The organism is Acidobacteriota bacterium (assembly GCA_034211275.1).
Classification (GTDB): Bacteria; Acidobacteriota; Thermoanaerobaculia; order Multivoradales; family JAHZIX01; genus JAGQSE01.
Window position 1 is genome coordinate 17,578 of record JAXHTF010000040.1, and the last position, 24,165, is coordinate 41,742.

The following is a 24,165-nucleotide window of genomic DNA, read 5'->3' on the forward strand; positions in this document are numbered from 1 at the left end:
GCGGTGGGGGAGTCTTGGGCGGTTGGAAAAGCGGCCTTCGGGCTAGCACGATGCGAGCCTACATGCTGCTCAGGCGGCGGTCGGAAAACTCTCGGTCCAGATGCTCCAGCAGCCGGCCTTCAGGGAGAGGAGTTTCTTCCACCGACTCCGCATCATCGGCCCCCACCACCTCGTAGATGGCCAGGTCGTCGAGGCCCTTGAGGCGGGCGATACCGAGCTTGCGCAGCGCTACCCGCATCATCCTTCCGGGCTCCTCCTCCAGCTCCAGCGCCAGGTAGCCTTGACCGCCGACGGTGCAGCGCCGCAGCTCGAAGGGCTCGACGTCGGAGTCCACCTCGGCAACGAAGCGGCCGGTGGCGACGATGCCCTCGTTGACCAGATGGCCATTGCGGTTGATGTAGGCGAAGAATTGCCGCCCTTCCTGATGCTTGTCCACCAGCTCCACGTTGCGGTCCATCATGGGAGCGAAGAAGCGGTGCACGGTGGCTTCCGGATAGCCCTGGCTGATGAGCATGTTCTTGATCTCATCGATCTCCCGGCTCACCTTGCCGGTGGTGAGGCGGGAGAGCTCCACCACGCCGTGACCGAAGAATTCGTAGCGATCCGCCTCCGAGATCACGTCCTGGGTGCGCAGCGGCACCAGCCGGTAGCTACTGAAATTGAGAGCGATGCGCAGGCCGCGGTTGAAGGGGAAGCCCTCGCCCACCGCCTGGCGGTAGATGTGCTGCAATCGGACCGCGCAGGGCAAGAGCTCCCGCGGATGACGGCTGGAGAAGAAGGCCCCGTCGCCAAGGTATTTCTCCAACTTCATGCGGTGGTTGTCCGCCAGCCGGTGGATTCGCCGCTGGAAGCTGAACATGGCGCGAAAGCTCTGGTCCTGGGCTTCTGCGCCGGCGAGGCGGAGCACCGAGACCAGGGCGGAGAAGTCGGTGATGTCATAGACCAGGCCGAAACGCTGCACCACCGGATCCACCACCCAGGGGGCCATGAAGTCCAACGGCCGGGTGGCGGCGGATAGCAGCATGTGTTGGCCGCTGGCGCCGGGGCGCGAAGCACTGGAAGGGGTACACACCATGCTGCCGTCCTCCTGGCGGTAAACCAGCACCGCATGGCGCCGCAGCAGGTGGTAGAGCTCGAACTCCTTGAGCTTGAGCAGCAGGTTCTCCCACACCGCTACTTGCTGCGGGCTCAGGAGGCGCTCCGCGTCATACCCTTCGAGGCCGGCGAGGTAGGAAACATAGCCGCTACGCCGCAGCAACCGCGCCGAGTCCTCTCCGGATTCGGGCTTCACCAGGTGGCGCACGGTGTGGCCGAGAAGGGGATTGCGCTCCATCTGTTCCCCGTGCCATTGCTCCAGGGCCTGCAAGCGCTTGCGCAGATCCCGGCCGTCGATACCCAGGCAGCCGGTGAAATAGCTGCTCAACTCGTCCAGGGTGTGGCTGATGTAGTCCTCGGTGAAGATCAGCACATTGTCGAGCATGCGCCGCAACAGGCGAGAGAAGAGCTCCTCCTCGACCTCTTCCGTATCCGTCGCCAGCCGTTGGACCAGGTCATAGGTGGTGGAGAGGAGGCGATCCTGATAGCGGTCGAAGACTCGATATTTGATCGAGTCGCCGAGATTGCGTTCGCCGCCGACGCCCATCCTGCGGACACGCCGGGGGGTCTGCTTGAGGCAGCGGGCGATGTCGTGGGAGTGCAGTAGCCAGAAGACTTCGGGGAATTGCCGCCCGTGACTCGACAGGGTGACGTTCTCCAGCGCCCGTTCCAGGAAGCGCCGGTAGGTATCCCAGGCGGTGGAGTGCTGTCTGGCGTCGAAGCTGCGGCGCAGAACGCCGGCGATCTGCGCCTGCTCCTCCAGCTCGATGTAGGTAGCCAGGGAGTTGCGCAGCTCCTGGTAGGCACGGGAGAAGAGCACCGGATAGCCGCGCAGCGGGGTCGCCTCTTCATCCTCCAGGAAGACCCGCGGCGGTGGCGGCAGGAAGCGCTCCATCCCCGGCAGTAGCTGGCTCAGCTCCGCCGGATCCGAGGACAGGAAGTGGGTCGAGCCGCGAAGCGACTGAATGATGGACGATGCTGCCATGGACGGAGTGATTCCTCTCGTTCGAGGGGGAACGTATAGCATACCGCCGGTTCTGCGACCAGCGGCAAAAGCTGGAGTGCCGGCTGCTAGACTCCCCTGTGCCCCACACGGGAAGCGATTAGGACACGAAGAGCAGGACACGAAGAAAGGAACGGATCTCAGCGTGGTCGCCATCGGTATCGCCACCAAAGGCCGGCTCGTCGCCGACCTCATCGCCGTCGGCTGCTTCGAGGACGAAGCGCCGCCCACAGAGCGTCTGCCGGAAGAGCTGGGGCAGGCTGCCCTGGGGATCGCGCGGCGCCAGGGATGGAAGGGGCGGGACGGCCAGACCGGCGAGGCCACGGTTCCGCTGGATCGTCCCGGCCGCGGGCAAGCCGCCGGCCGCGATCAGGTGGTGAGCCTTTGGGGGCTGGGGAAACGCTCCCGATGGGATCGCCGGAGGCTCGAAGAGTGGCTCGATGAGGCCTTGCTCTATGCCCGCACCAACGGTGCTCGGCGGGCTGCAGTGGTGCCGCCGGAGCACGCCGAGACCCGCGGCCGGGACGCCGCGGCGCGGATGATTCGTCGGGCTCTGCTGTCCGAATACCGCTACGATCGCTATCTGCAAGTGCCGGACCTCAGCCAGCCGCGGCTGGGCAAGATCCTGCTGGTGGCTCCGGTGGGGGAGACCCGGCTGTTCCGGGACCAGCTGGATCGAGGCCGGGCCGCCGCCGCGGCGGTCACCGTCGCCCGGGATCTGTCCAACGCTCCGGCCAACGAGGCGACGCCGCGGCAGCTCGCCGAAGAGATGGAGAGCCTCGCCCTGAGCCACGGCTTCCACTGCCGGGTGCTAGGGCCCAAGGAGTTGAAGAAGCGTTCCATGGGCGGCATCCTGGCGGTGGGGCTGGGCTCCCGGCAGCCACCCTGCATGGTGCGCCTCGAACGCGACGACGGGTCCGAGGGAGGACCGTCGGTGGCCCTGGTGGGCAAGGGGGTGACCTTCGATTCCGGCGGCCTTTCCATCAAGCCCGCCAACGACATGACTTCGATGAAATACGACAAGGCCGGTGCCTGCTCAGCGCTGGGAGCGGCGCTGGGGGCGGCCCGGCTGGAGCTGCCGCTGAAGCTGCGGGTCTATCTGCCCCTGGCGGAGAATATGCCCGGCGGTGGTGCCTATCGTCCCAGCGATATCGTCCGCTGTGCCAACGGTAAGACGGTGGAGATCGTCAACACCGACGCCGAGGGCCGCCTGCTGCTGGCGGACGCCATGGCGTGGGCGGTGGAGGAGGGGGCGGAGAGCCTGGTGGAGCTGTCCACCCTCACCGGTGGAGCGGTGACCGCCCTGGGGGATGTGGGAGCACCCTTGTTCAGCGGCGACGACGGTCTGGCGGAGGAGCTCCTGGCCGCCGCCGGGCAGGCCGGTGAACGCCTCTGGCGCATGCCCCTTTGGCCCGAGTTCGTCGACTCCATGAAGGGCGAGCACGGCGATCTGCGCAACTCCGCCGGCTGCTCCGCCTCCCCGTGCACCGCCGCCGGATTTCTCGCCCACTTCGTCGGTGAGCTGAAGCGTTGGGCCCACCTGGACATCGCCGGCACCGCCCAGGCCGGCGGCAACGGAGAGGCCACCGGTTTCGGCGTGCCCACGGTGCTCGGATGGCTCGAAGAGCTGGCCCGATGACGCCGGAGGCCGCCGCCTCGTCCGCAGACCGCTCGGCCGGAGATGCGGGCACCGTCGAAGCCACGGCGTCCCCCTGCCTGCTCCGGGTACGGGGGTTGACCGTGCAATTCCCTTCCTCCCAAGGCCCGGTGACGGTGGTGGAGGATCTATCCTTCGACCTCGAGGCGGGGCGCTTCGTGGGACTGGTGGGAGAATCCGGTTCCGGCAAGAGCCTCACCGCCCTTTCCATCATGGGATTGGTTCCCGACCCCGGCCGCATCGCCGCCGGCGAGGTGCTCCTGGAAGGGGAGGACCTGCTGCGTCTGCCGCCGCGGCGTCTGCGGCGAGTTCGGGGTGCGCGGGTGGGGATGGTTTTCCAGGAGCCCATGACCGCTCTCAACCCGGTACTCACCATCGGTTTTCAGATCGAGGAAGCGGTACGCCTGCACCGCCGCATGTCTCGCTCCGCAGCGCAGCGGGAAGCGGAGCGCCTCCTCGATCTGGTGGCCATTCCCGACGCCCGCCGGCGCCTCAAGGACTACCCGCACCAACTCTCCGGCGGCCAGCGCCAGCGAGCGATGATCGCCATGGCGCTTGCCGGGCAGCCGGATCTCTTGCTGGCGGACGAGCCCACCACCGCCCTCGACGTGACCATCCAGGCGCAGATTCTCGAGCTGTTGCAGAGCCTGCGGGAGGAGCTGGGGCTGGCGGTCTTGCTGATCACCCACGACCTGGCGGTGGTGGCGGAGACCTGCGAGCGAGTGCTGGTGATGTATGCCGGAGAACTGGTGGAGGAGGCGCCGGTGGATCAACTCTTCCAGCGCCCGGACCATCCCTACACCCGCGGGCTGGTGGCGGCCTCCCCGCGCCTCGGCCAGCCCGCCGCCCGGGGTCAGCTGCCGACCATTCCGGGGCAGGTGCCGGAAGCGGGACACCGTCCCACCGGCTGTCCCTTCCATCCCCGCTGCCCGGAAGTGATGGAGATCTGCCGGCAGGAAGTGCCGCCGCTGGTACCCACTGGTAAGGGCGAGCATCGGAACCGGCGCCGGGCCCGCTGCTTCCTCCACGCCCCCGAAGCGGAAAGAAACGTGCAGCGATGAGCGTGCTGGTAGAAACCCGCGGCCTGAGCAAGCACTTCCCCATTCGCCGCGGCATCCTGCAGCGCCACCGCGGCGAGGTTCGTGCCCTGGACGGTGTCGACCTCGAGATTCGCCGCGGTGAGTGCTTCGCCCTGGTGGGGGAGTCCGGTTCCGGCAAGACCACTCTGGGCCGCTGCCTGGTTCGCCTCATCGAGCCCACCGCCGGCTCCATCTCCTTCGATGGCGAGGACTTGCTGGCTCTTTCCGGAGAATCCCTGCGGCGCCACCGGCGACGATTCCAGATGATCTTCCAGGATCCCTATGGTTCCCTCAATCCCCGCATGCGGGTGCAGCGCATCCTGGCGGAGCCGCTGGCGGTGCACGGCATCGTCGAACGCTCCCGGAGAGCGGAGCGCATCGGCGAGCTACTCGATACGGTAGGCCTGCCGCAACAGGCGATGGAGCGCTTTCCCCACGAATTCTCCGGCGGCCAGCGCCAGCGCATCGGTATCGCCCGAGCCCTTGCTACGGAGCCGGACTTTCTCATCGCCGACGAACCGGTTTCCGCTCTCGACGTTTCCGTGCGGGCGCAGATCGTCAACCTGCTGTACCATTTGCAGCAGCGGCTGGGGCTGACCCTGCTCTTCATCGGTCACGACCTGGCTCTGGTGGAGCAGATCGCGGACCGGGTTGCGGTCCTCTATCTCGGTCGGGTGGTGGAGGAAGCGGAGTGCTCCGAGCTCTTCCGGCGTCCTCTTCATCCCTATACCGTGAGCCTGTTGTCTGCGGTGCCGGTGGCGGACCCGAACAGCCGGCGCCGCCGCATCGTGCTGCGGGGAGATCCGCCGAGCCCGGCCTCGCCGCCGGGAGGTTGTCCGTTCCATCCCCGCTGCCCCATTGCACGGCCGCATTGCGCGCAGGACGACCCGCCCCTGGTAGACACCGGTGACGGCCGGCGGGTAGCCTGTCATTATGCAGGTGAGCTGACCGTCGGCGATCCGGTGGCGGCGCCTTGATTTGAATCTTCGAATGGACCCAATCCCGGGCGCAAGCGCCGCGGAGTGGAACATTTCATCGGCTGAGACGTAGCTTGATATAGAGGGCGGGAGGATTCCCGAACCCGCCGACAATCCCGACCAAGCGATCTCCGCGACATCTTTCTGAATGGAGGAGGAAGCATCCATGATTTCCCTGTTGACGAGCGCTCTGCGCCGCCATCGCTGGCTCGCCTGGGCCCCGCTGGCCGTCTTCGCCGTGCTCCCGGCGTGGGCGGAGGTTCTGCAGCTACACCAGCAGCCGGATTCCACGCCCCAGGGGGTCGAGCTGCGCACCGACGACGAGCAGCTCTACATGACCCTCGACGAGGCGGTGGAGATCGCCCTGCGCCGGAATCTCGCCCTCATCGCTCAGCGCTACGACCGGGCGCAGACCCGCGAGCTGATTCGCCAGGAGCTGGGCATCTACGATCTCACTCTGGCCGGCACGGCGGTCCTCAACGACGAGACCTCTCCCAGCGCTTCCGAGCTGGACGGTGCTGACGTTCGTGAGGACTCGCTCCAGGACTACACCTTTCGGATCAGCCAGCTGACCGTCTTCGGCGGTACCGCCACGCTGCAACTCAACGGTGGCCGATTCGAATCCAACGACTCCTTCCGGGAGATCAATCCGGAGTACAGCACCGACGCGCGGTTCATCCTCAACCAGCCGCTGCTGCGCAACTTCGGGCGGCTGGCTACGGAGCGCTCCCTGTTGGTGGCCCGCACCAACAGCGCCATCAGCCTGGAGGAATTCGAGCAGCAGGTCATCTCCACGGTGCAGCAGGTGGAGAACGCCTACTGGAACCTGGTGCAGGCGCGCAAGCAGCTGCAGGTGTCCCAGGAGAGCCTGGATCTCGCCCGCGAGCTCCACGAGCGCAACCGCATCCGCGTCGACGTCGGCACTCTGGCTCCCTTCGAGCTGGTGCAGAGCGAAGCCGGTATCGCCCGCCGGGAAGGTGACATCATTCGCGACCGGGCTGCCGTCGGCGACGCCGCCGACGAGCTGCTTCGGCTGCTCAACGTCGACGGCGGCACTTCTTGGGATCTGGAGGTGGTTCCGGAGACCGATCCCGCCGGTACCGAGGTGGAGGATGTCGACCTGGCGAAGGCCATCGACGTGGCGTTGGAGAATCGGTCCGAGCTGCAGCGCGGTCAGCTGATCGTCGATCGGCTGCAGCTCGACTCGGATTACTTCCAACGCCAGAAGCTGCCGCGCCTCGACCTCGAGGTGCGCTACAACACTTCCGGCATCGGCACCAGCTACAGTTCCGCCAACGACAGCACGACCGCCTTCGACTTCACCGGCTGGCAGGCGGTGGTCGAGTTCGGTATCCCGCTGCAAAACCGTACCGCCCGCGCCCAGAGCGCAGTGGCGGATCTGGCGTTGGAGCAGGGGCGAGTGCAGCTCTCCCAAACCGAGCAGGAAGTGATCACCGACGTGCGCAGCGCCGTGCGCCAGCTGGAGGCGGCGGCCCGTCAGGTGGACGCAGCCCGGGCCTCCAGCCGGGCCCAGGAGAAGAGCCTGGAAGCGGAGCGCAAGCGCTTCGAAAACGGCATGTCCACCAGCTTCCAGGTACTGCAGATTCAGGAAGACCTTTCCGCCGCCCAGAGTGCCGAGGTGCAGGCGGTGACCAACTATCGCACCCGCCTGGCAGACTACTACCGGGCCATTGGTCAGCTGCTCGCGACCCACGACATCGAGATCGACGACGTCGAAGAGTAGGAGGGCCTGAAGCCTCTGCAAACCCCGCGCCGCGAGCGATTATGCTCGCACGCAAATCCAGCAGCCCCGGGAGGAGCCATCATGGCCTCCCGGGGTTTTTGTATGGTCGCTGGAGAGCCCCACAACAGGCCCTTGCCGGGCCCTGGCGGGTATGTGCTTGGAGGAGAGATCCATTCGATCGAAAGCATATGCATCAGGTTCAATATAAAAAAAGTTATCGAACTTGACACGCTTTTGCCATCTGAGTGCACCTATACACTGGGGAACGGTTGTTTAGACAACTGCCCGTCTCAACCAGACCGTAAGGGAGTACAGAGATGTGGGATTGGCTTCTGGAACTGCACGCGTGGATCTTTGGGGGACAGAATTCGCTCGATGGCACGGACCCAGGAGGGGATGCAGGCCCGGGTTTTGATCCCAACGGCTAGTGGCAGAACGACATGATGTCGTCTTGCAGACAAAGGGCGGCAACGAGCACCTCTTTGAGAGTGATCGGATGTCAATCCTCGGCTGATGGCTTCTTCATTTTTTGTCAGTTCATTACTATTGAATCATCAGTAAGGCCAGGACTATGAACAACAACCACTTCACGGACTCTGAGCTTCAAGGCCTCCTAACGGACAAGTCGAATAGACCCGAGACGTTGAGGAGGCTGTCAGCTCATCTGCTGACTGGATGCGAAGAGTGCAGAGAGGCACTGGCCCGATTCCAGGAGGCCAACGCTCCCAAGAGACAGGCTTCCGTGGATTATTCCGCCAGCATGCGGATAGCCCTGGAAAGAGCCTTAGAGCACAAGACTGCCGCCAACGTGGAAGACGCAGTGACAAATCAGCGGCTCGCGACGGAGCTCTTAGAGCTAACCGTCGATGAAGCCCGCGAGCGCATACGCCGCGAGCCCCAAACCTTCCGAGATCCGCGCCTCCTGCAAGAGCTCTTGGAGCAAGTACAGTCTATGTCGTTGATGGATCCTCCGGAGGTCCATCAGGCTGGCCTGATCGTGCGATCTGTCATCGATGAGATCGGAACGGTTTCCAGCTTGGCCCCAAGTATCCGAAGCGATCTAGAAGCCAGGACAGAGGCTCACTTGGCAAATGCGAACCGGCTGAAGGGGCAATACGGTGAGGCTAGGACCCACTTTCAGCAGGCTTATGCAAAGCTCGAGACGGGTACGGGAGATCCTCTGAGTCTGGCGGAGATTCTCCACCTCGAGGGATCCCTGTTGAGAGATCAGCGGCATTTCGACGAGGCCATTGATTCTGTGCGCGAGGCATTCCGCATCTACCGCCGGCTGGGAGATCACCATAGGAGTGGTCGATGCCTCGTCAGCTTGGCTCTCATTTATCGAGATCAGGGCGATGCCGTCGAAGCTGCCAAGGTCCTGCGATCTAGTTTGGAACTCTTGGACTTTAATGGTGAACCCATGCTCGAGCCTATGGTTCAGACTACGCTCGCTCTTTACACCGCAGAGGCTGGCAAACCTGAAGCTGCTCTAGAGATTCTTCGCGCCTTCCCGGTGGAGGAGTTTCCGACCCGGCGGCTCCGCCTATTTGGCTACTGGCGCCTAGGCCTAGTTCTCAGTGAGCTGAAGCGTTACCAGGAGGCCGCGGAGACGCTGGGGGTGGTCTACACCGGCTTTGCTGAGCTGGGAGAGGCCCACAACACCGCTCTCGCGGCCCTTGATTTGGCTCTCGCCTTTGCGCATCAGGGGGATGCGGTGCCGGTGCAGCATCTGGCTCACGACGCCTTGCGGTTGCTCGAGCCTCTCAACGTGCCCCGGGATACCTATGCTTCGCTGCTCCTCTTCCAGCGCGCCGCCCACACTCAGCGGGCGACCGTGCGGTGGATCCAGGAGCTCAAGAGCAACCTCTCCGATCCTCGGCGGTGGAGAATCGCCGGCGGCTGATCGCTCCTCGGATCACCTCATCGAATCTCTCGAGCCCACCGCTTCGGCGGTGGGTTTTCTCATTTTGGGGCCGAGAATCTCGACGGGGGTGGGGGAGGGGAAGACCTCGAGAGACGGTACGAGATGGAGAAAGACTGGTGCCGGAGGAGGGACTCGAACCCTCAAGCCCGAAGGCGGGGGATTTTGAGTCCCCTGCGTCTGCCAATTCCGCCACTCCGGCGTGGGATGGGTCGAATCCTAGGCGGCTGGTGAGTGCCTGTCAACCGGTTCGAAGGGTAGAGCCAGATCGGCCTTAGCTTGACAAGCTCCCCTTGGGTAGTGTACTATAACAGGTCTAAGCGATGCTGCTGCTTACACTTAGCCCGAATCAGCCAACCATCATCCCTGAGCATTCCGCCATTTCCATGGACGGTACTTGCTACCGGCCGGCTTCCTCTTGCCGGCACCCTCTATCCAGCAATGAGAGTCTAGCAGGCCTGACCTCCGTGGGAATAGCTCCGCAAAGCCTGATGCAGCAAGACCGCTTCGGCGGACACTCCCCGAGGGCTGGGGCCGACTCAGGGGTCAGCGTTCAACGATAGGAGAGCCCATTGGTTTCATTCAAGGTCGGACAGAAGGTGGTTTACCCCAGCCACGGTGTCAGCGTCGTCGAGAAGATCGAAAAGGGCACCATTGACGGCATCGAGCAGACCTACTACCACCTTCGCATGCTGTCCAACGACTCCAAGGTAATGGTCCCCGAGGGCAACCTGGAGCTGGTGGGGCTGCGGCCCCTCTGCGATGCCAAAGAGATCAAGAATCTATTCGCCATCCTCGAGGACGGCAATATCGACACCTACAAGGATTGGAAAGGCCGGTACAAGCAGAATCTGGACAAGATGAAGACCGGTCACCTCACCGACGTCGCCGAGGTGCTCAAGAACCTGCGGCTGGTGAGCGAGAAGAAGAGCCTCTCCTTCCGCGAGAAGAAGATGTTCGAGCGCGCCAAGTACTTCATCGTCAGCGAGGTCGCCCATGTCCGCGATCTCACCGAGGACGAAGCCCTCACCCAGGTGGAGGAGGCGTTGGAGTCGAGTCTGGCCAAGCGCAGCCAGGCCATCAAAGCGGCGAGCTAATAGCCTCTTCCTCCGGAAAGGCTCTTTCCGGACCCCCGGTCCTCAGCAGTTTTCAGGCCGCCCCTCAGCGGGCGGCCTTTCTGCTAGCAGCCCTCGGTGAAAGTCGAGCCAGGCCCTTGGCGAAGTGACGTTTCGAGGGTGGGAGCCGTAAAAAAGTCAGAGCCATGGGGTCGCAGTCCCCGATCAGATCCTGCCGCCGAGGTGGTTTCGACGCACCGCCGGTTCCCCATCCACCGACTCAAACGAGATCCATCCGATGTCCATCGCCCACCCTCCCTGGTCCCGGCCCCTCGACCCACGCTACAATCACCGCGCCATGAACTACCGCCGTCCCATCGCCGGGCTCGCTCTAACTCTGATTTGCTCCGCCGCGCTCTTCGCTGCGCCGGTGGCGTCAGCCCAGAGCCTGCTGGACTTCCTGATCGCCGAGCTGGAGATGGAGCGGGAGTTGTTGGCTGAAGACCTTCGTCTCTACTCCGAGGCCCGCAGCCGTCAGGCGCAGGCCATGACCGAGGTGGAGGAGGCGCTGGCGGCCATCGACGGAGAGATCGAAGGGCGAGAGGTCAGCGTGCTGAGCTTCGAAGCCCTGGAGAATACCTACGCCGAAGCGTTGGTGCAGCGCAATGCTAGCGACGCTCTGACCCGGGAGATCCGCCAGCGGATCTACGACCGCCTGCGCCGCACTGCTCTGCTGTCGGAGCGCATCGTGGCGTTGGGGGGAGCCCTCGCGGTGCGGGTGGATCCCCTCAGCGGTCGCTGGGAGCTGGAGGGTGGCCCAGAGGACGCCGAGGGCGTGCTGACGCTGCAGCTCAACGGTACCCTGGTCTCCGGCACTTACGCGATGGAGGACGGCAGCAGCGGCTCCATGCGGGGGACCTACAGCGGCGGTCGGCTACGCCTCGAACGGGTTGACTCCCGTCGCGGCTTCGACAGCATTTGGGAAGGGGAAGTGGACGCCGCCCGGCGGACGTTCCGCGGCACTTGGACGGCCATGGAGCTGTCCAGCGGCGGCCCGGTGCGCGGCACCTTCCGAGGAGAAAAGATCGAGCCGCGGCGTGCCGTGGGAGAATCTGAGGATCAAGAGGAATCACCGTGACCCGCGACAATCTACTCTTTCTCGTTATCGGCGCCCTCATCGGCTTCATCGCTGGCTACTTGCTGGAAGAACGTATGGCGGAGGTGCAGCCTCCGCTACGGGTCCACGGAGCGGCTGAGGCCACTGCCCAGCCCGGTGCCAGCGCTCCCGGAGCTTCCCAGAGCGCCCCGGCCGGCGGCGGCGCTCCGGTAGCGCGCATCGCCGAGCTCCAGCGCCGGGTGGCCCAGGATCCCCAGGATTCCGCCGCCGCCCGGGAGTTGGGCAACGCCAACTTCGACATCGGCAATTGGCAGCGCGCCGCCGAGCTCTACGAGCGCTATCTGGAAATCGAAGGGGACGACCCCAACGTGCTCATCGACCTCGGTCTGTCGCATCGGGCCATGGGAGATCTGGACGCCGCCATCGCCACCCTGGACCGGGCTCTGGAGGCCGATCCGGACCACTGGCTGGCGCGCTTCAACAAGGCCATCGTCCTGGGTATCGACGTCGGAGATTTGGACGCCGCCGGTGAGGTGGTGGAGGAGATGCGGGGGATGCGCCCCAACGATCCCGATCTCCAGCGCCTCGAGGCGGAGCTGGATCGCCGGCGGCAGGCCGGTTGAGCCCCCCAAGGCCGATGCCGGATTGGTAGGCGAGCGATGTTGCGTTGGATCCTGCTCCTGATCCTGTTGTGGATCCTCTTCGAGCTTTCCACCCGCCTGCTCATCGGTATCGTCCGCACCCTTGGCGGTTCCCGTTCCGGCGGCCGCGTAGGTTCCCGCGGCAGAGCCCACCAGAGCTCGACGGGTACCTCCTCCCGGAGCTCTCGGGCTTCCGCCGGCCAGGAGACCAAGGCCCGGGAATTGGTGCAGTGCGCCCAATGCGGCGTGCACTTCCCACGGCCCCCGGGTCCATTTCGGGAACACCCTCATTTCTGCTCCGACGACTGCCGCCAGCGGGCGGCGGCCACAGGTTCTTAGCCGGTCGTGAACGTCCGCGATAGCGCGGCGAACGGTGACCACCGGCTGGTGGCCGTCGCCGTTCCCGTCCCCCTGCCCCAAGCACTGACGTATTCCTTGCCCGCGGGCTTCGTAGGCCTCGCCGAGGCCGGGATGCGGGTGCGGGTGCGGGTGGGGAAGCGGCGCCTCACCGGCGTCATCGTCGGCTTTCCCGACGCCGCTCCGGAGGGAGTCAAGATCCGCCCGGTGGAGGATCTGGTGGACGAAGCTCCGGTGTTGCCGGAGAACCTCCTGGAGCTCGCCCGGTTCACCGCCGAGTACTATCTGGCCCCCTTGGGCGAAGTCTTGCGCGCGGTACTGCCGGCGAAGCTGCCGGGGTGGGGACAGCGGCGGCTTCGGCTCACCGACGCCGGCGCACTGGCACCGCCCCGAAACCCCGCGGAAGCGGCGGTGGTGGAGGGATTGCTGGAGCTCGGCACCACCACCACCAGCCGGCTCCACGCCCATCTAGGGCCGCAGCTACGGGACGGCTCCCTCGCTCCGATAGGCCCGGTGCTGGAAGCCTTGGTGGCCGCTGGCCGGGTGGCGATGGAGGATCCCGGCCGGCGGGGAGGGCGCTTCATTACCGCCTACGAGCTGCCGCCGGGAGATCGGGCCGTCCAGCGCGAAGCCTGTGGTCGTTCCAAGCCGGCGGTGGAAGTAGTGGACTTCCTCGACGCCCTGGGGCGTCCCGCCACCGGCACGGAGATCACCGAAACGGTGGGCTGCGGCGTCGGCGTGCTGCGGCGGCTGGTGAATCTCGGCGTGCTGCGAAAGTTCACCCAGGCGGAGCGCCTGTCCCTGGATCGCCATGTCCTGAGTCCCGAGGAAGGGAGAGAGCGCTTCGTGCTGCGCCCGGATCAGGCCACCGCGGTGGAAGCCATCACCGGCGTTGTCACCGGAGGCACCTATCAACCCTTCCTACTCCAGGGAATGACCGGCGCCGGCAAGACGGAGGTCTATCTGCGGGCGGTGGAGGCGACCCTCGAGCAGGGCCGAAGCGCCATCCTGCTGGTTCCCGAGATCGCCCTGGTGCCGGCTCTGGCCCGGGCGGTGCGCCAGCGCTTCGGCGAGCGTCTGGCGTTGCTCCATTCGACCCTCGGCGGCAGCGAGCGTCAGCAGGAGTGGCAGCGCATCCGGGAAGGAGATGCGCCGGTGGTGCTGGGACCGCGCTCCGCCATCTTCGCACCGGTGACGGACCTCGGCCTGGTGGTGGTGGACGAGGAACAGGACTCGGCCTACAAGCAGGACACCACCCCCCGTTACCACGGCCGAGACCTGGCTCTGGTGCGTGGCCGGGACGCCGACGCCGCGGTGGTCCTGGTCTCCGCCACTCCGAGCCTGGAGAGCCGCCTCAACGCCGAACGCGGTCGTTTCCAACCCCTCCAACTGACCCAACGCGCCGGCGGTGGCTCGCTGCCAGAGGGAGTCCTGGTGGACCTCAAGGCCGAGGGCGCTCCGCGGCGGCCGGGGCAAGTCGTCTTCTCCCAGCGGCTGCGGGATGAGATGGAGCAGGCGTTGGCGGACGGTTCCCAGATCATCCTGCTGCGCAACCGCCGGGGCTATTCGCCGGTGCTGCTGTGCCGCGCCTGCGGCGAGGACATGCGCTGCGACGATTGCGGCCTGCCCCGGACGTATCACCGGCGGGAGGGCATGCTGGTCTGTCACTACTGCGGTTCGCGGCGGGCGGCGCCGCGCCAGTGTCCGGAGTGCGACGCCGAGGCCTTGGAGCCCATCGGCACGGGTACGGAGCGTCTGGAGGAGCAATTCCAGGAGCTTTTCCCGCAGGTGCCGGCGGTGGTGCTGGACCGCGACACGGTGCGCCGGCGGGGGGGCGCCGCGGCGGTGTTGGAGCGCTTCGCCAGCGGCCAGGCGCAGGTGCTGCTGGGAACCCAGATGGTCGCCAAGGGGCACCATTTCCCCGACGTGGCTCTGACCGCTGTGATGGCTGCGGACAGCTATCTCGGCTTCCCGGATTTCCGTGCGGTGGAGCGCACCTACAATCTGCTGGTTCAACTCGCCGGCCGCGCCGGCCGCGGCGAGCGGCCGGGAAAGGTGGTGGTGCAGACCTACCACCCGGACCATTACGCCGTACGCGCCGCCTTGGACCATGACGACGCCGGCTTCGCCGCCGAGGAGCTACGCTTCCGGCGCATCTTCCACTACCCGCCCTACACCCGCATGGTCCAGCTGCTCCTGCGGGACAGTCAGCGAGAACGGGGAGAAGCCCGCATGGCGGAGCTCTCGCGGAAGATTCACGCCCATCCCCTGGCCCGCGGCGTGCGCATCGCCGGCCCGGCCCCGGCACCGCTGGAAAAGCTCCGGGGCAAGTGGCGCTTCCAGCTCCTGCTGCGGGATCCATCGAGCCAAAAGCTCCGTCGCCTGCTGGAGGCGGTGCTGCCGTCCAAGCCCGACAGCGACCTGGTGGTGGATGTGGATCCGCAGGATCTGCTCTAGGTTTGACTCCCCCCCGCGGCGTCTATAAGCTTCGCTCCCATGCAGTCCCCGGAGTATGCGTTCGAAGAGCCCCTGGTCGAGTTACGGCGGCGGATCGAGGAGTTGGAGGCTTATCCCGAAGGGAGCGGTCACAGCAAAGATATCGACCGCCTGCGCAAAGAGCTCGGCCGCAAGACGGCGGAGGTCTACAGCAACCTCGGCCGCTGGCAGAAGACCCTCGTGGCACGGCACCAGGACCGGCCCCACACCCTGGACTACATTGAGCGGTTGATGGACGAGTGGGTGGAGATCCACGGCGACCGGGCCTTCGCCGACGATCCCGCTCTGGTCTCCGGCTTCGCCCGCTTTCGCGGCCGCACCGTGGCGGTGATCGGTCATCAGAAGGGGCGCAGCACCAAATCCCGCATCCGCCGCAACTTCGGCCAGCCGCGCCCCGAGGGCTATCGCAAGGCCCTGCGGGTGATGCAGCTGGCGGAGAAGTTTCGCCGCCCCATCCTGACCTTCATCGACACCCCCGGGGCCTATCCCGGCATCGGCGCCGAGGAGCGGGGGCAGGCGGAGGCCATCGCCCGCAACCTGGTGGAGATGGCTAGCCTGCGGGTGCCCCTGGTGGCCACCATCACCGGTGAGGGGGGCAGCGGAGGAGCTCTCGCCCTGGGCATCGGAGATCGCGTTCTGATGCTCGAATACGCCACCTACTCGGTGATTTCTCCGGAGGGCTGCGCCGCCATCCTGTGGAAAGACCAGGCGCGCAAGGCGGACGCTGCGGAAGCCCTCAAGCTCACCGCGCCGGACCTGCGCCAGCTGGAGGTGGTGGACGAGGTGATCCCGGAGCCCGCCGGCGGCGCCCACACCGACCCCCAGGTCACCGCCCTGCGCGTTGGGGATCGACTGGAAGAGATCCTCAACGAGCTGTCCCAGGTCGAGCCGGAGCAGCTCATCCGCGCCCGCAGAGCCAAGTTCCGCCGCCTCGGCGTGCATCGCTGAGGCGGCCTCCCGTGTCCTCTCGTTCCGGCGCTTCCCCCTCGCCGGCTGCCCCCGCCAACGCATGCCGTTGGGATGCCGCCGAGGTTCCCGAAGCTGCTCGCGACCTGGTGCAGGCGGGGATTCCGCCGCGGCTGGCACCGCTGCTGGCACGGCGGGGACTGGAGGATCCGGACTCCGCCCGCCGCTTCCTCACCCCCACTCCCGACCACCTCCACGACCCCTTCCTCCTCGCCGGCATGGACGCCGCGGTGGAACGCCTGCTGGCGATGCGGGAGGAGGGAGCCAAGGTCGCCATCGTCGGAGATTACGACGTCGACGGCGTCACCGCTGCGGCGCTCCTCAGCGCGGTTTTCGAAGCCTGCGGCTTGGGCGTGGAAACGATCCTGCCGCGGCGGATGAGTGAGGGTTATGGATTTCAGCCGGTGCACGTGGAACGGGCCGCCGCCGCCGGCTGCCGGCTCATCGTCACCGCCGACTGCGGAACCACGTCCCAGGCCGCGGTCAGCGCCGCCGGGGAAGCGGGGCTCGAGGTGGTGGTGACGGACCACCACCTGCCCGACCAGCCGCTGCCCGAGGGCACGGTGCAGATCAATCCCAAACAGTCCCACTGCGACTATCCCTTCCCTGAGCTCTCCGGCGCCGGCCTGGCGCTCAAGCTGGCCCTGGCCCTGGCCCAGCGCGTCGAGCGTCCACTGCCCTTGCCGGCCCTGCTGCGCATCGCCTGTCTGGGGACCATCGCGGATCTCGTGCCCCTGGTGGGGGAGAATCGGGTCATCGCCGCCCTCGGTCTGCGGGCCTTGAGCGAAACTCGCTCGGTGGGGCCGGGCCTCCAGGCCCTGATGCGCCAATCCGGTCTCAAGCTGCCCATCACCGCCGTCGACGTCGGGTTCCGCCTCGGTCCGCGCATCAACGCCGCCGGCCGCCTGGACACCGCCGACACCGCTCTCGAGCTCCTGCTCTGCCGGGATCGCCAGCGCGCCGCCGCTCTGGCACGGCAGCTCGACGATTGGAACCGCCGCCGTCAGGACGAGGAGATGAAGGTGGTGGAAGAGGCCCGCCAGATGGTTCTCGACCTGCCCTCCCTGCCGCCGGTGATCGCAGCTTGGAGCCCGGATTGGCACCGCGGAGTGGTGGGCATCGCCGCCGGCCGGCTGGCGCGGGAATTCCACCGCCCCTCGATCTTGCTGAGCGTCGAGGGGGAGACCGCCACCGGCTCCGGGCGGAGCATTCGCAACGTGCACCTGCACGACTTTCTGGCGCGCTGGCGGCCTCGCATGGAACGCTTCGGCGGTCACTCCCAGGCCATCGGACTGACCGCTCGCATGGACGCCCTGGAAGAGCTCCGCAACGAGTGGCAGGAAGCCGGAGAAGAGTGGGGGCCGGAAGTCCTCGAACGCCGTCGCCGCTACGACTTGAGCCTGACACCGGAGGAGGTGGGGGAGGAGCTGCTGGAGGAGCTCGAGGCCCTGGAGCCCTTCGGTCAGGAGAATCCCCAGCCGCTGCTGCGCATTGGCCCGCTGAGTCTGGCAGCCCCGCCGCGACTCTTCGGCCGCGGGCATCTGTCGGCGCCGGCCCGGGGAGACGGCGGTGGCCAGGTGCGCCTCCTGGGGTGGTCCTGGCAGGATCGCAAAGAGGATCTCAGCGGCCGCTTCGAAGTCCTGGCCTATCTGGAACGGGATACCTACCGCGGCGGGACCTGCCTGCGGCTGGTAGATTGCCGTCCCGCATGATTCCCCCCAAGAGCCCGAATTTCCGGTAGGCTCAGGAGCTGCCATGCCCGCCCCCCGTCGCAAAGTCCCGATCCTCGTCCGCCTACGGGGCACCATCCTCACCCTGGCCATTCTGCTGACCATGGCCCTCATCGGCCTCTACTACTTTGGCCGGGCCGGCTTGCAGTCCCCCACGGAGCTACCGCGGGAAGAAGTCCTGCCGCCGGAGGAGGAAGAGGTCACGACCCTCTCCAAGGGCTTCGACTACACCCAATACGAGGACGACCGCAAGGTCTTCCGGGTGCGCGGCGCTACCTACCGCGCCGACCGTGAGGGCTTGGCCCACCTGGAGGATGTGGCCATCGAGCTCTTCCGCCGCGACGGCGAGAGCTTCCAAGCCCTCAGCCAGCAGGCCACCTACGATCAGGGCGCCGCGGCGGCGGAGCTTTCCGGCGAGGTGCACCTCACCGGGCCCCGGGGGCTGGAGCTGTGGACCGAAGAGCTCACCGTCGGCGAGCAGGGGGAGCGGGTTCTGAGCCCCGTGCCGGTGCGCTTCGAGTATCAAGGGAAGCTGCGCGGCAGCGCCGACAATATGCGGGTGGAGATCCCGGCGGAGCTCTTCCTGCTGCAGGGGAACCTGACCATCCGCAGCATGCCCGGCGCCGAAGTGCCGATGCAGCTCACCGCCCAACGGGGCTTCATGGAGCAGGCGGAGCGCACGCTGCGGGCGGAGGGCGGCGTGCGGCTGGAGCACGGCGGCGACTGGCTGGAATGCCTGCGCCTCATCGCCTACCTGGCGGACGATGCGGATGTTCTGCGCTTCGTGCGCGCCAAATGGCAGGTGGTCGGCGCCCTCTCGGTGCCGCCGGAGGATCCCCAATCGCCACCGGGCCGTATGGAGTACTCCGCCGGCGGTCTCGCGGCGCTCTTCGATGAGTCGGGAGAGAACATCCAATCCTTGGAGCTGGAGGGCGGCTCCGGGCAGCCGGCGGATCTGCGCAGCATCGATCCCGCCACCGGTCATCTGCGCCGCATCACCGCCAACCTGATCCACTCGGGCTTCTCCGGCCAGGGGCTGGAAACGGTGCAGGCGGAAGGGCAGGTGCGGATGGCGGAGTTCGCCGGACCGGAGCCCACTGGCGAGCTGGTGCGGGAGGCCCGCTCCGAGCGCGCCACCGCCTCCGTCGACGCCAGCGGCGCCATCAGCGACGTGCGGCTAGATCAAGCGGTGGATTTTCGCGAGGCAGCGGTGCGCATCACCAGCAACCAGGCGCGAGTGCGAATGAACGAGGGTGAGGCGGAGTTCATCGGCGGACCGGTGCAGGTGCTGGGGGAGCGGGGAGAGCTGAAGGCCCCCCGGGTGCTCTTCCAGCGGGAGGACAATCGGGTCCACGCCCAGGACGGCGTGCGGGCCGTCCTCAGCTCACCCCAAGGCTCGGCGGTACCCGGCCCGCTGCTCAACAGCGGCGAGGGCCCAGTCTACGTCGATTCCGAGGAAGCCTTCTGGCATCGGGACGAGGATCTCTTCGTTTTTCGCGGTGCGGTCCGCGCCTGGCGGGGCCGCGATCTGCTGCTGGCCCAGGAGGCGGAGGTCAACCGCGCCGGTGACCGGCTGCGAGCCAGTGGTGGCGTCAAGACGGTGTGGCACCCGGAAGCGCGCCAGCGCACCGAGGCGGATACTCTGGAAGTGGACGCCCAACGCTTCGACTACGACGGCGCCAACCAACGGCTGGTCTACCAGGGCAAGGTGAAGGTAGACGACGGCCTCTACCGGATGGCCTGCGACGAGGCGCAAATCGACTTGTTGGAAGACGGCGGCATGGAGCGCCTGAATTGCACCGGCGCGGCACGATTGGAAGATCCTGCCCAGGGACGGGTGGTGGAGGGGAGCCGAGCCGTCTATGATCCAGGGGTGGAAATTGTAGAAGTCTACGGCGATCCGGTGATCATGAAGGACCGTGAGGGCAGCGAGCTCAAAGGCCGCGAGCTGGTCTACCGCCTGCAGCAGGGGACGGTGGAATTCCGTTCCGCCAAGCCCGACGAAGCGTCGGGGGAGGAAGGGCGTTGAGCGAAGCCACCCCCGAATATCCGCATCTGTTCACCGCCGACCTGGAGAAGGTCTACCGCGGCCGGGCGGTGGTGCAGCGGGTATCCATCGAGGTAGCCCCCGGCGAAATCGTCGGTCTGCTGGGGCCCAACGGCGCCGGCAAGACCACCACCTTCTATATGACCGTGGGTTTGACGCCTCCGGACCGTGGCCGGGTTTATCTGGGCGAGGAGGACATCACCGAACTGCCCATGTACCTGCGAGCCCAGCGCGGCATCAGCTACTTGCCCCAGGAACCTTCGGTCTTCCGCAAGATGAGCGTCGAGGACAACCTGCGCACCATCTTCGAGACCCTCGACATCCCCCGCGGCGAGCAGGAGCGACGCATCGAGCAGCTGATCGCCGACTTCGGTCTCGGCAAGGTGCGCAAGACTCCCGCTTACGCTCTCTCCGGCGGTGAGCGGCGACGGGTCGAGATCGCCCGAGCGCTGGTCATCGACCCCTGGTACATCCTTCTGGACGAACCTTTCGCGGGCATCGACCCCATCGCAGTCCTCGACATTCAGACCATCATTCGCCACCTCAAAGAGGTCGGCATCGGCGTCCTCATAACTGACCATAACGTGCGGGAAACATTGAAAATAACCGATCGCGCTTATATCATCAACAACGGCGAGATCCTGCGATCCGGCACCCCCGCGGAGCTGTCCGCGGACCCCCAGGTGCGCAAGATATACCTCGGCGAGGAATTCAGTCTGTAGCGCATGGCTTTAGAACAGAAGCTATCTCTTAAGCTGGCCCAAAAGCTGGTGATGACGCCGTCGCTGCAGCAGGCGATCAAGCTGCTGCAGATGACGCGCATGGAGCTCCAGGGCGTCCTCGCTCAGGAAATGGTGGAGAACCCCATCCTGGAAGAGTCCCAGGAGATCTCCGCCGAAGAAGAGAGCTCGCCGTTGGACGAGCTCGACTCGAAGAAGGAGCGCGACGACGAGCTCGATCACGCCGAGTCGATGGAAGACATCGACCTGGACGCCTACTTCAGCGACTATTGGGAGGGCTCCGGTACCGCCTCCACTCACGAGGTGCGGGAAGGGCCGCCGCTGGAGAACACCATCTCCCGCGATCCCGACCTCTACGACCACCTGCTCTGGCAAGTTCACATGGCGGAGATCTCTCCGCGCCAGCGGGTTTTGGCGGAGCTGGTCATCGGCAACCTCGAGCCCGACGGTTTTCTGGTGGCCAATGCCGAGGAGATCCTCGCCTCGGCGCCCCCCCTCGACGAAGACGACGAAGAAGAGCCCTTCACCACCGCGGAGGTTCAGCGGGCGGTGAAGCTGGTGCAGGCCCTGGATCCGCCGGGCATCGCCCGCCGCAACCTGCAGGAGAGCCTGCTGGCGCAGCTCGCCCACAGCCGCCAGGAAGCGGGGCTGGATCCCCATCCCGCTGATGTGGAGCCGGAGGAGCCGGAGGAGCAAGCCGCCGGTGAGGGTGAAGACGGCGAGCTGGAAGCGGCGGAGGGAGAGACCGAAGAGGCTGAGCCGGAAGCGGAAGAGATTCCCGAAGACGAGACCGACGAAGAGCGCAACTACCGCCTCGCCCGGATCTTGCTGGCGGACTATTGGGATCAATTCCTACGCCGCCAATACCCCAGCATCGCCAAAGACCTGGGCATCAACCTCCAGCATCTGGAGCCGGCGGTGGAGCTGATCAAGACCCTCGACCTGCGCCCCGGTCGCCAATACACCAGCGAGCGCACCCAATACGTCGAGCCCGACGTGGTGGTGGTCAAGGTCAGCGGCGAGTACGTGATCCAGGTCAACGACGACGGCATGCCCCGTTTGCGGGTGAGCAAAGCCTATCGGCGCATGTTGCGCAAGATGCGCAGCCAGGGCAACGATGCCGAAGCCCAGGCCTACATCAAAGACAAGATCCGCTCCGCCATGTGGTTGATCAAGAGTCTCGATCAACGCCAGCGCACCATCTACAAGGTAGCCAGCTCCATCGTCCGGCAACAGCAGGAGTTCCTGGAGCGGGGGATCGAGTACCTACGCCCCATGGTGCTGCGAGACGTGGCGGAAGACATCGGCATGCATGAATCCACCGTCAGCCGGGTGGTGGCGAATAAGTACATCCACACCCCTCGGGGTCTGCTGCCGCTGAAGTTCTTCTTCCACAGCGGCATCGACCGCGAGTACGGCGAGAATATTTCCTCCCTCACGGTCAAGCGCAAGATCAAGCACTTGATCGATGAAGAGGATCCCAAGAAGCCCCTATCCGACAGCGAATTGATGCGGGTGCTCAAGCGCGAAGGCATTCAGATCGCCCGCCGGACGGTGGCCAAATACCGCGACGAGCTAGGCATCCCGTCGTCCACCGACCGCAAAAGGATCTTCTGATCTGCAGCGGTTCATGACCCACGGCTCCCCAGGCGACGGATGGTTGTCCAGGGAGCTCTGAGGAGAACGATGAACATCGAGTACGTTGGCAAGCATTTCGATCTCAACGAAGCGATCAAGGATTTCTGCGCTACCCGCCTGGACAAGGTGGCGCGCTTCGTGGACGAGCCCGTGGAGGTGCGCATCACCCTCGAGCAGGAGAAGAACCGCTTCCATGCCGACCTTCACCTGAGCCACCGTTTCGGCGTCCTACAGTCCGCGGAGGACTCCCAGAGCTCGATGCAGGACGCCGTCTCCCTGGCGGCGGACAAGCTCGAGAAGCAGGCCCGGCGGTCGCGCAAGAAGTTCCTCGACCGCCGTCGGCGCGCCGACCGGGTGGTCCAGGACGGCCACCGCTGGCCGGTGGAGGTGCTCGATCGAGAGAGCGTCAGCGCCGGCTCCACTCCCCGGATCATCGAGTCCACGCACCTGCCCATCAAGCCCATGACCTTGGACGAGGCGGCCCTGGAGTTGGACGCCGCCAAAATGAGCTTCGTGGTCTTCCGGGACTCGGGCAACAATGAGGTCAGCGTGCTCTACAAGCGCAGCGACGAGAACTACGGCCTCATCGTGCCAGGCCGACAGTAGGGACCCATGCACCTTCAGAACCTCACCCGCCCGGAGCTCATCTTCTCGGAGCTCCCAGGCACCGACGGCCCCACCGTTCTGCGCGCCCTGGCAGAACGGGTGGCCGCCATCGCCCCCCAGCTGGAGGCGGACAATCTCTATCACCGACTGCTCGAACGAGAAGCCCTCAGCTCCACCGGCATCGGCGACGGCGTCGCCATTCCCCACTGCAAGCTGCAGCGTCTGGACAATGTCCTGATGGCCGTGGGTTTGAGCAGTGAGCCGGTGGAGTTCGGCGCCATCGACAACAAGCCGGTGCGGCTCTTCTTTCTCGTGGCCTCTCCGGAGAAGCAGCCGGCGGAGCATCTCAAGGCTCTTTCCAGCCTCTCCCGCTGGCTCAAGACCGACCACCATGTGGACCGCATGCTCGAGCTTTCGGCGGCGGAGGAAATCTTCCGGCTGCTGGCGGAGTCGGAGGAAGATTGATGGAGGACAGCACCGCCTCCGTCGAGGTCCGTGAGCTTCTCGGCGAGGAGCTCGCGGACCTGGAGCTGTCGGTGCTCAGCGGCGAGTCCCACCTGGACAACCGCATCACTCACCCACGGGTGCAAAAGCCCGGCCTGGCCTTCGCCGGCTACTACGCCTACATCCGCCCGGGCCGGGTCCAGATCATCGGCGAGAGCGAGACCGAATATCTCAAGACGCTGCCGTCGGAGCAGCGCCTGGAGCGCTTCACCCACATCACCGGGATGCCGGTGCCGGTCTTCGTCCTCACCAAGGGGCTTCAGCCCTTTCCAGAATTCCTCACTTGCTGCCAGGACCGCCAGCTGCCGATCCTGTCCTCGCCGGCTCTGTCGTCGCGGGTGATCAAGGAGATCAGCTACTTTCTGGAAGACCACCTCACCCCGTGCACCCGGGTCCACGGAGTGATGATCGAAATCTACGGCCTCGGCGTCCTGCTCATCGGCGAGAGTGGAGTGGGCAAGAGCGAGGTCGCTCTCGACCTCATCACCCGCGGCCACAGTCTGGTCTCCGACGACCGGGTGACCATCCGGAGATACCACGGCGGCGATCTGGTGGGGTACTCGGAAGGCAATCTGCGCCACCACATGGAGCTCCGCGGTCTCGGCATCGTCAACGTCCAGGACCTCTTCGGTCTGGCGGCGGTGCGCGAACGCAAGACCCTCGATCTGGTCATCGAGCTCGAGCATTGGCAGGAAGGCCAAGTCTATGACCGCTTGGGTCTGGACGAGACCCTCTATAAACTCCTCGACGTCCCCGGTCCCTCCATCCGCATGCCAGTGGCCATGGGACGCA

19 protein-coding genes and 1 tRNA gene are annotated in these 24,165 nt (G+C 66.0%); 18 read left to right on the forward strand and 2 right to left on the reverse strand.

The window, feature by feature from the left end:
• Positions 1-58: 58 nt before the first annotated feature.
• Positions 59-2,080, reverse strand: a complete 2,022-nt coding sequence (locus SX243_09025; protein ID MDY7093099.1) for a hypothetical protein — start codon at positions 2,078-2,080, stop codon at positions 59-61.
• 163 nt (positions 2,081-2,243) lie between these two features.
• Here SX243_09025 and SX243_09030 point away from each other — a divergent pair, with 163 nt between their 5' ends.
• The 5 genes from SX243_09030 (at position 2,244) to SX243_09050 (ending at position 9,458) form a co-directional block, all read left to right on the forward strand.
• Entirely contained in the window at positions 2,244-3,737 is a 1,494-nt protein-coding gene (locus tag SX243_09030; GenBank protein MDY7093100.1) for a leucyl aminopeptidase family protein, read from the forward strand.
• Complete coding sequence (locus SX243_09035; GenBank protein ID MDY7093101.1) at positions 3,734-4,816, forward strand: ABC transporter ATP-binding protein; 1,083 nt, start codon at positions 3,734-3,736, stop codon at positions 4,814-4,816. Before SX243_09030 ends, SX243_09035 begins: the two co-directional genes overlap by 4 nt.
• On the forward strand, positions 4,813-5,811 hold the full coding sequence (locus SX243_09040) for an oligopeptide/dipeptide ABC transporter ATP-binding protein (protein ID MDY7093102.1): 999 nt from the start codon (positions 4,813-4,815) through the stop codon (positions 5,809-5,811). The genes SX243_09035 and SX243_09040 overlap by 4 nt, the downstream gene beginning before the upstream one ends.
• A gap of 166 nt (positions 5,812-5,977) precedes the next feature.
• On the forward strand, positions 5,978-7,555 hold the full coding sequence (locus SX243_09045; protein MDY7093103.1) for a TolC family protein: 1,578 nt from the start codon (positions 5,978-5,980) through the stop codon (positions 7,553-7,555).
• 571 nt (positions 7,556-8,126) lie between these two features.
• On the forward strand, positions 8,127-9,458 hold the full coding sequence (locus SX243_09050; GenBank protein MDY7093104.1) for a tetratricopeptide repeat protein: 1,332 nt from the start codon (positions 8,127-8,129) through the stop codon (positions 9,456-9,458).
• Positions 9,459-9,593: 135 nt separating this feature from the next.
• Here the strand turns inward: SX243_09050 and SX243_09055 are convergent.
• A tRNA-Leu gene (locus SX243_09055) sits at positions 9,594-9,678 on the reverse strand.
• A 370-nt stretch (positions 9,679-10,048) separates the two neighbouring features.
• Here SX243_09055 and SX243_09060 point away from each other — a divergent pair.
• The 13 genes from SX243_09060 to hprK form a co-directional block, all read left to right on the forward strand.
• On the forward strand, positions 10,049-10,573 hold the full coding sequence (locus SX243_09060) for a CarD family transcriptional regulator (protein ID MDY7093105.1): 525 nt from the start codon (positions 10,049-10,051) through the stop codon (positions 10,571-10,573).
• Between the two features lie 256 nt (positions 10,574-10,829).
• Positions 10,830-11,669 carry a hypothetical protein gene (locus SX243_09065; protein ID MDY7093106.1) on the forward strand — a complete coding sequence of 280 codons (840 nt, stop codon included), beginning with the start codon at positions 10,830-10,832 and terminating at the stop codon, positions 11,667-11,669.
• On the forward strand, positions 11,666-12,271 hold the full coding sequence (locus tag SX243_09070) for a tetratricopeptide repeat protein (protein ID MDY7093107.1): 606 nt from the start codon (positions 11,666-11,668) through the stop codon (positions 12,269-12,271). Before SX243_09065 ends, SX243_09070 begins: the two co-directional genes overlap by 4 nt.
• 36 nt (positions 12,272-12,307) lie before the next feature.
• Entirely contained in the window at positions 12,308-12,628 is a 321-nt protein-coding gene (locus SX243_09075) for a hypothetical protein (GenBank protein MDY7093108.1), read from the forward strand.
• Between the two features lie 6 nt (positions 12,629-12,634).
• Entirely contained in the window at positions 12,635-15,103 is a 2,469-nt protein-coding gene (gene priA / locus SX243_09080) for a primosomal protein N' (GenBank protein ID MDY7093109.1), read from the forward strand.
• A gap of 39 nt (positions 15,104-15,142) precedes the next feature.
• Entirely contained in the window at positions 15,143-16,090 is a 948-nt protein-coding gene (locus SX243_09085; protein MDY7093110.1) for an acetyl-CoA carboxylase carboxyltransferase subunit alpha, read from the forward strand.
• 11 nt (positions 16,091-16,101) lie between these two features.
• Positions 16,102-17,820: a single-stranded-DNA-specific exonuclease RecJ gene (gene recJ / locus SX243_09090; GenBank protein MDY7093111.1), complete on the forward strand. Its 1,719-nt coding sequence runs from the start codon at positions 16,102-16,104 to the stop codon at positions 17,818-17,820.
• A gap of 43 nt (positions 17,821-17,863) precedes the next feature.
• A complete protein-coding gene (lptC, locus tag SX243_09095) occupies positions 17,864-19,867 on the forward strand; it encodes an LPS export ABC transporter periplasmic protein LptC (GenBank protein MDY7093112.1) in 2,004 nt (667 codons plus the stop codon).
• On the forward strand, positions 19,864-20,607 hold the full coding sequence (gene lptB, locus SX243_09100) for an LPS export ABC transporter ATP-binding protein (protein ID MDY7093113.1): 744 nt from the start codon (positions 19,864-19,866) through the stop codon (positions 20,605-20,607). Before lptC ends, lptB begins: the two co-directional genes overlap by 4 nt.
• Positions 20,608-20,610: 3 nt before the next feature.
• Positions 20,611-22,242, forward strand: a complete 1,632-nt coding sequence (gene rpoN, locus SX243_09105; protein MDY7093114.1) for an RNA polymerase factor sigma-54 — start codon at positions 20,611-20,613, stop codon at positions 22,240-22,242.
• A 69-nt stretch (positions 22,243-22,311) separates the two neighbouring features.
• Positions 22,312-22,869, forward strand: a complete 558-nt coding sequence (raiA, locus tag SX243_09110; GenBank protein ID MDY7093115.1) for a ribosome-associated translation inhibitor RaiA — start codon at positions 22,312-22,314, stop codon at positions 22,867-22,869.
• A 6-nt stretch (positions 22,870-22,875) separates the two neighbouring features.
• A complete protein-coding gene (locus tag SX243_09115) occupies positions 22,876-23,334 on the forward strand; it encodes a PTS sugar transporter subunit IIA (GenBank protein MDY7093116.1) in 459 nt (152 codons plus the stop codon).
• Positions 23,334-24,165, forward strand: an 832-nt coding sequence (gene hprK / locus SX243_09120; protein MDY7093117.1) for an HPr(Ser) kinase/phosphatase, incomplete at its 3' end; no start/stop codon positions are given. The genes SX243_09115 and hprK, both read left to right, overlap by 1 nt.

Coding starts and splice junctions, on each gene's coding strand:
- SX243_09035 (MDY7093101.1), top strand. CDS start 3,734: ATGACGCCGGAGGCCGCCGCCTCGTCCGCAGACCGCTCGGCCGGAGAT.
- lptC (MDY7093112.1), top strand. CDS start 17,864: ATGCCCGCCCCCCGTCGCAAAGTCCCGATCCTCGTCCGCCTACGGGGC.
- SX243_09025 (MDY7093099.1), bottom strand. CDS start 2,080: ATGGCAGCATCGTCCATCATTCAGTCGCTTCGCGGCTCGACCCACTTC.
- SX243_09115 (MDY7093116.1), top strand. CDS start 22,876: ATGCACCTTCAGAACCTCACCCGCCCGGAGCTCATCTTCTCGGAGCTC.
- SX243_09045 (MDY7093103.1), top strand. CDS start 5,978: ATGATTTCCCTGTTGACGAGCGCTCTGCGCCGCCATCGCTGGCTCGCC.
- SX243_09085 (MDY7093110.1), top strand. CDS start 15,143: ATGCAGTCCCCGGAGTATGCGTTCGAAGAGCCCCTGGTCGAGTTACGG.
- SX243_09075 (MDY7093108.1), top strand. CDS start 12,308: ATGTTGCGTTGGATCCTGCTCCTGATCCTGTTGTGGATCCTCTTCGAG.
- raiA (MDY7093115.1), top strand. CDS start 22,312: ATGAACATCGAGTACGTTGGCAAGCATTTCGATCTCAACGAAGCGATC.
- SX243_09050 (MDY7093104.1), top strand. CDS start 8,127: ATGAACAACAACCACTTCACGGACTCTGAGCTTCAAGGCCTCCTAACG.
- SX243_09065 (MDY7093106.1), top strand. CDS start 10,830: ATGTCCATCGCCCACCCTCCCTGGTCCCGGCCCCTCGACCCACGCTAC.
- SX243_09040 (MDY7093102.1), top strand. CDS start 4,813: ATGAGCGTGCTGGTAGAAACCCGCGGCCTGAGCAAGCACTTCCCCATT.
- rpoN (MDY7093114.1), top strand. CDS start 20,611: ATGGCTTTAGAACAGAAGCTATCTCTTAAGCTGGCCCAAAAGCTGGTG.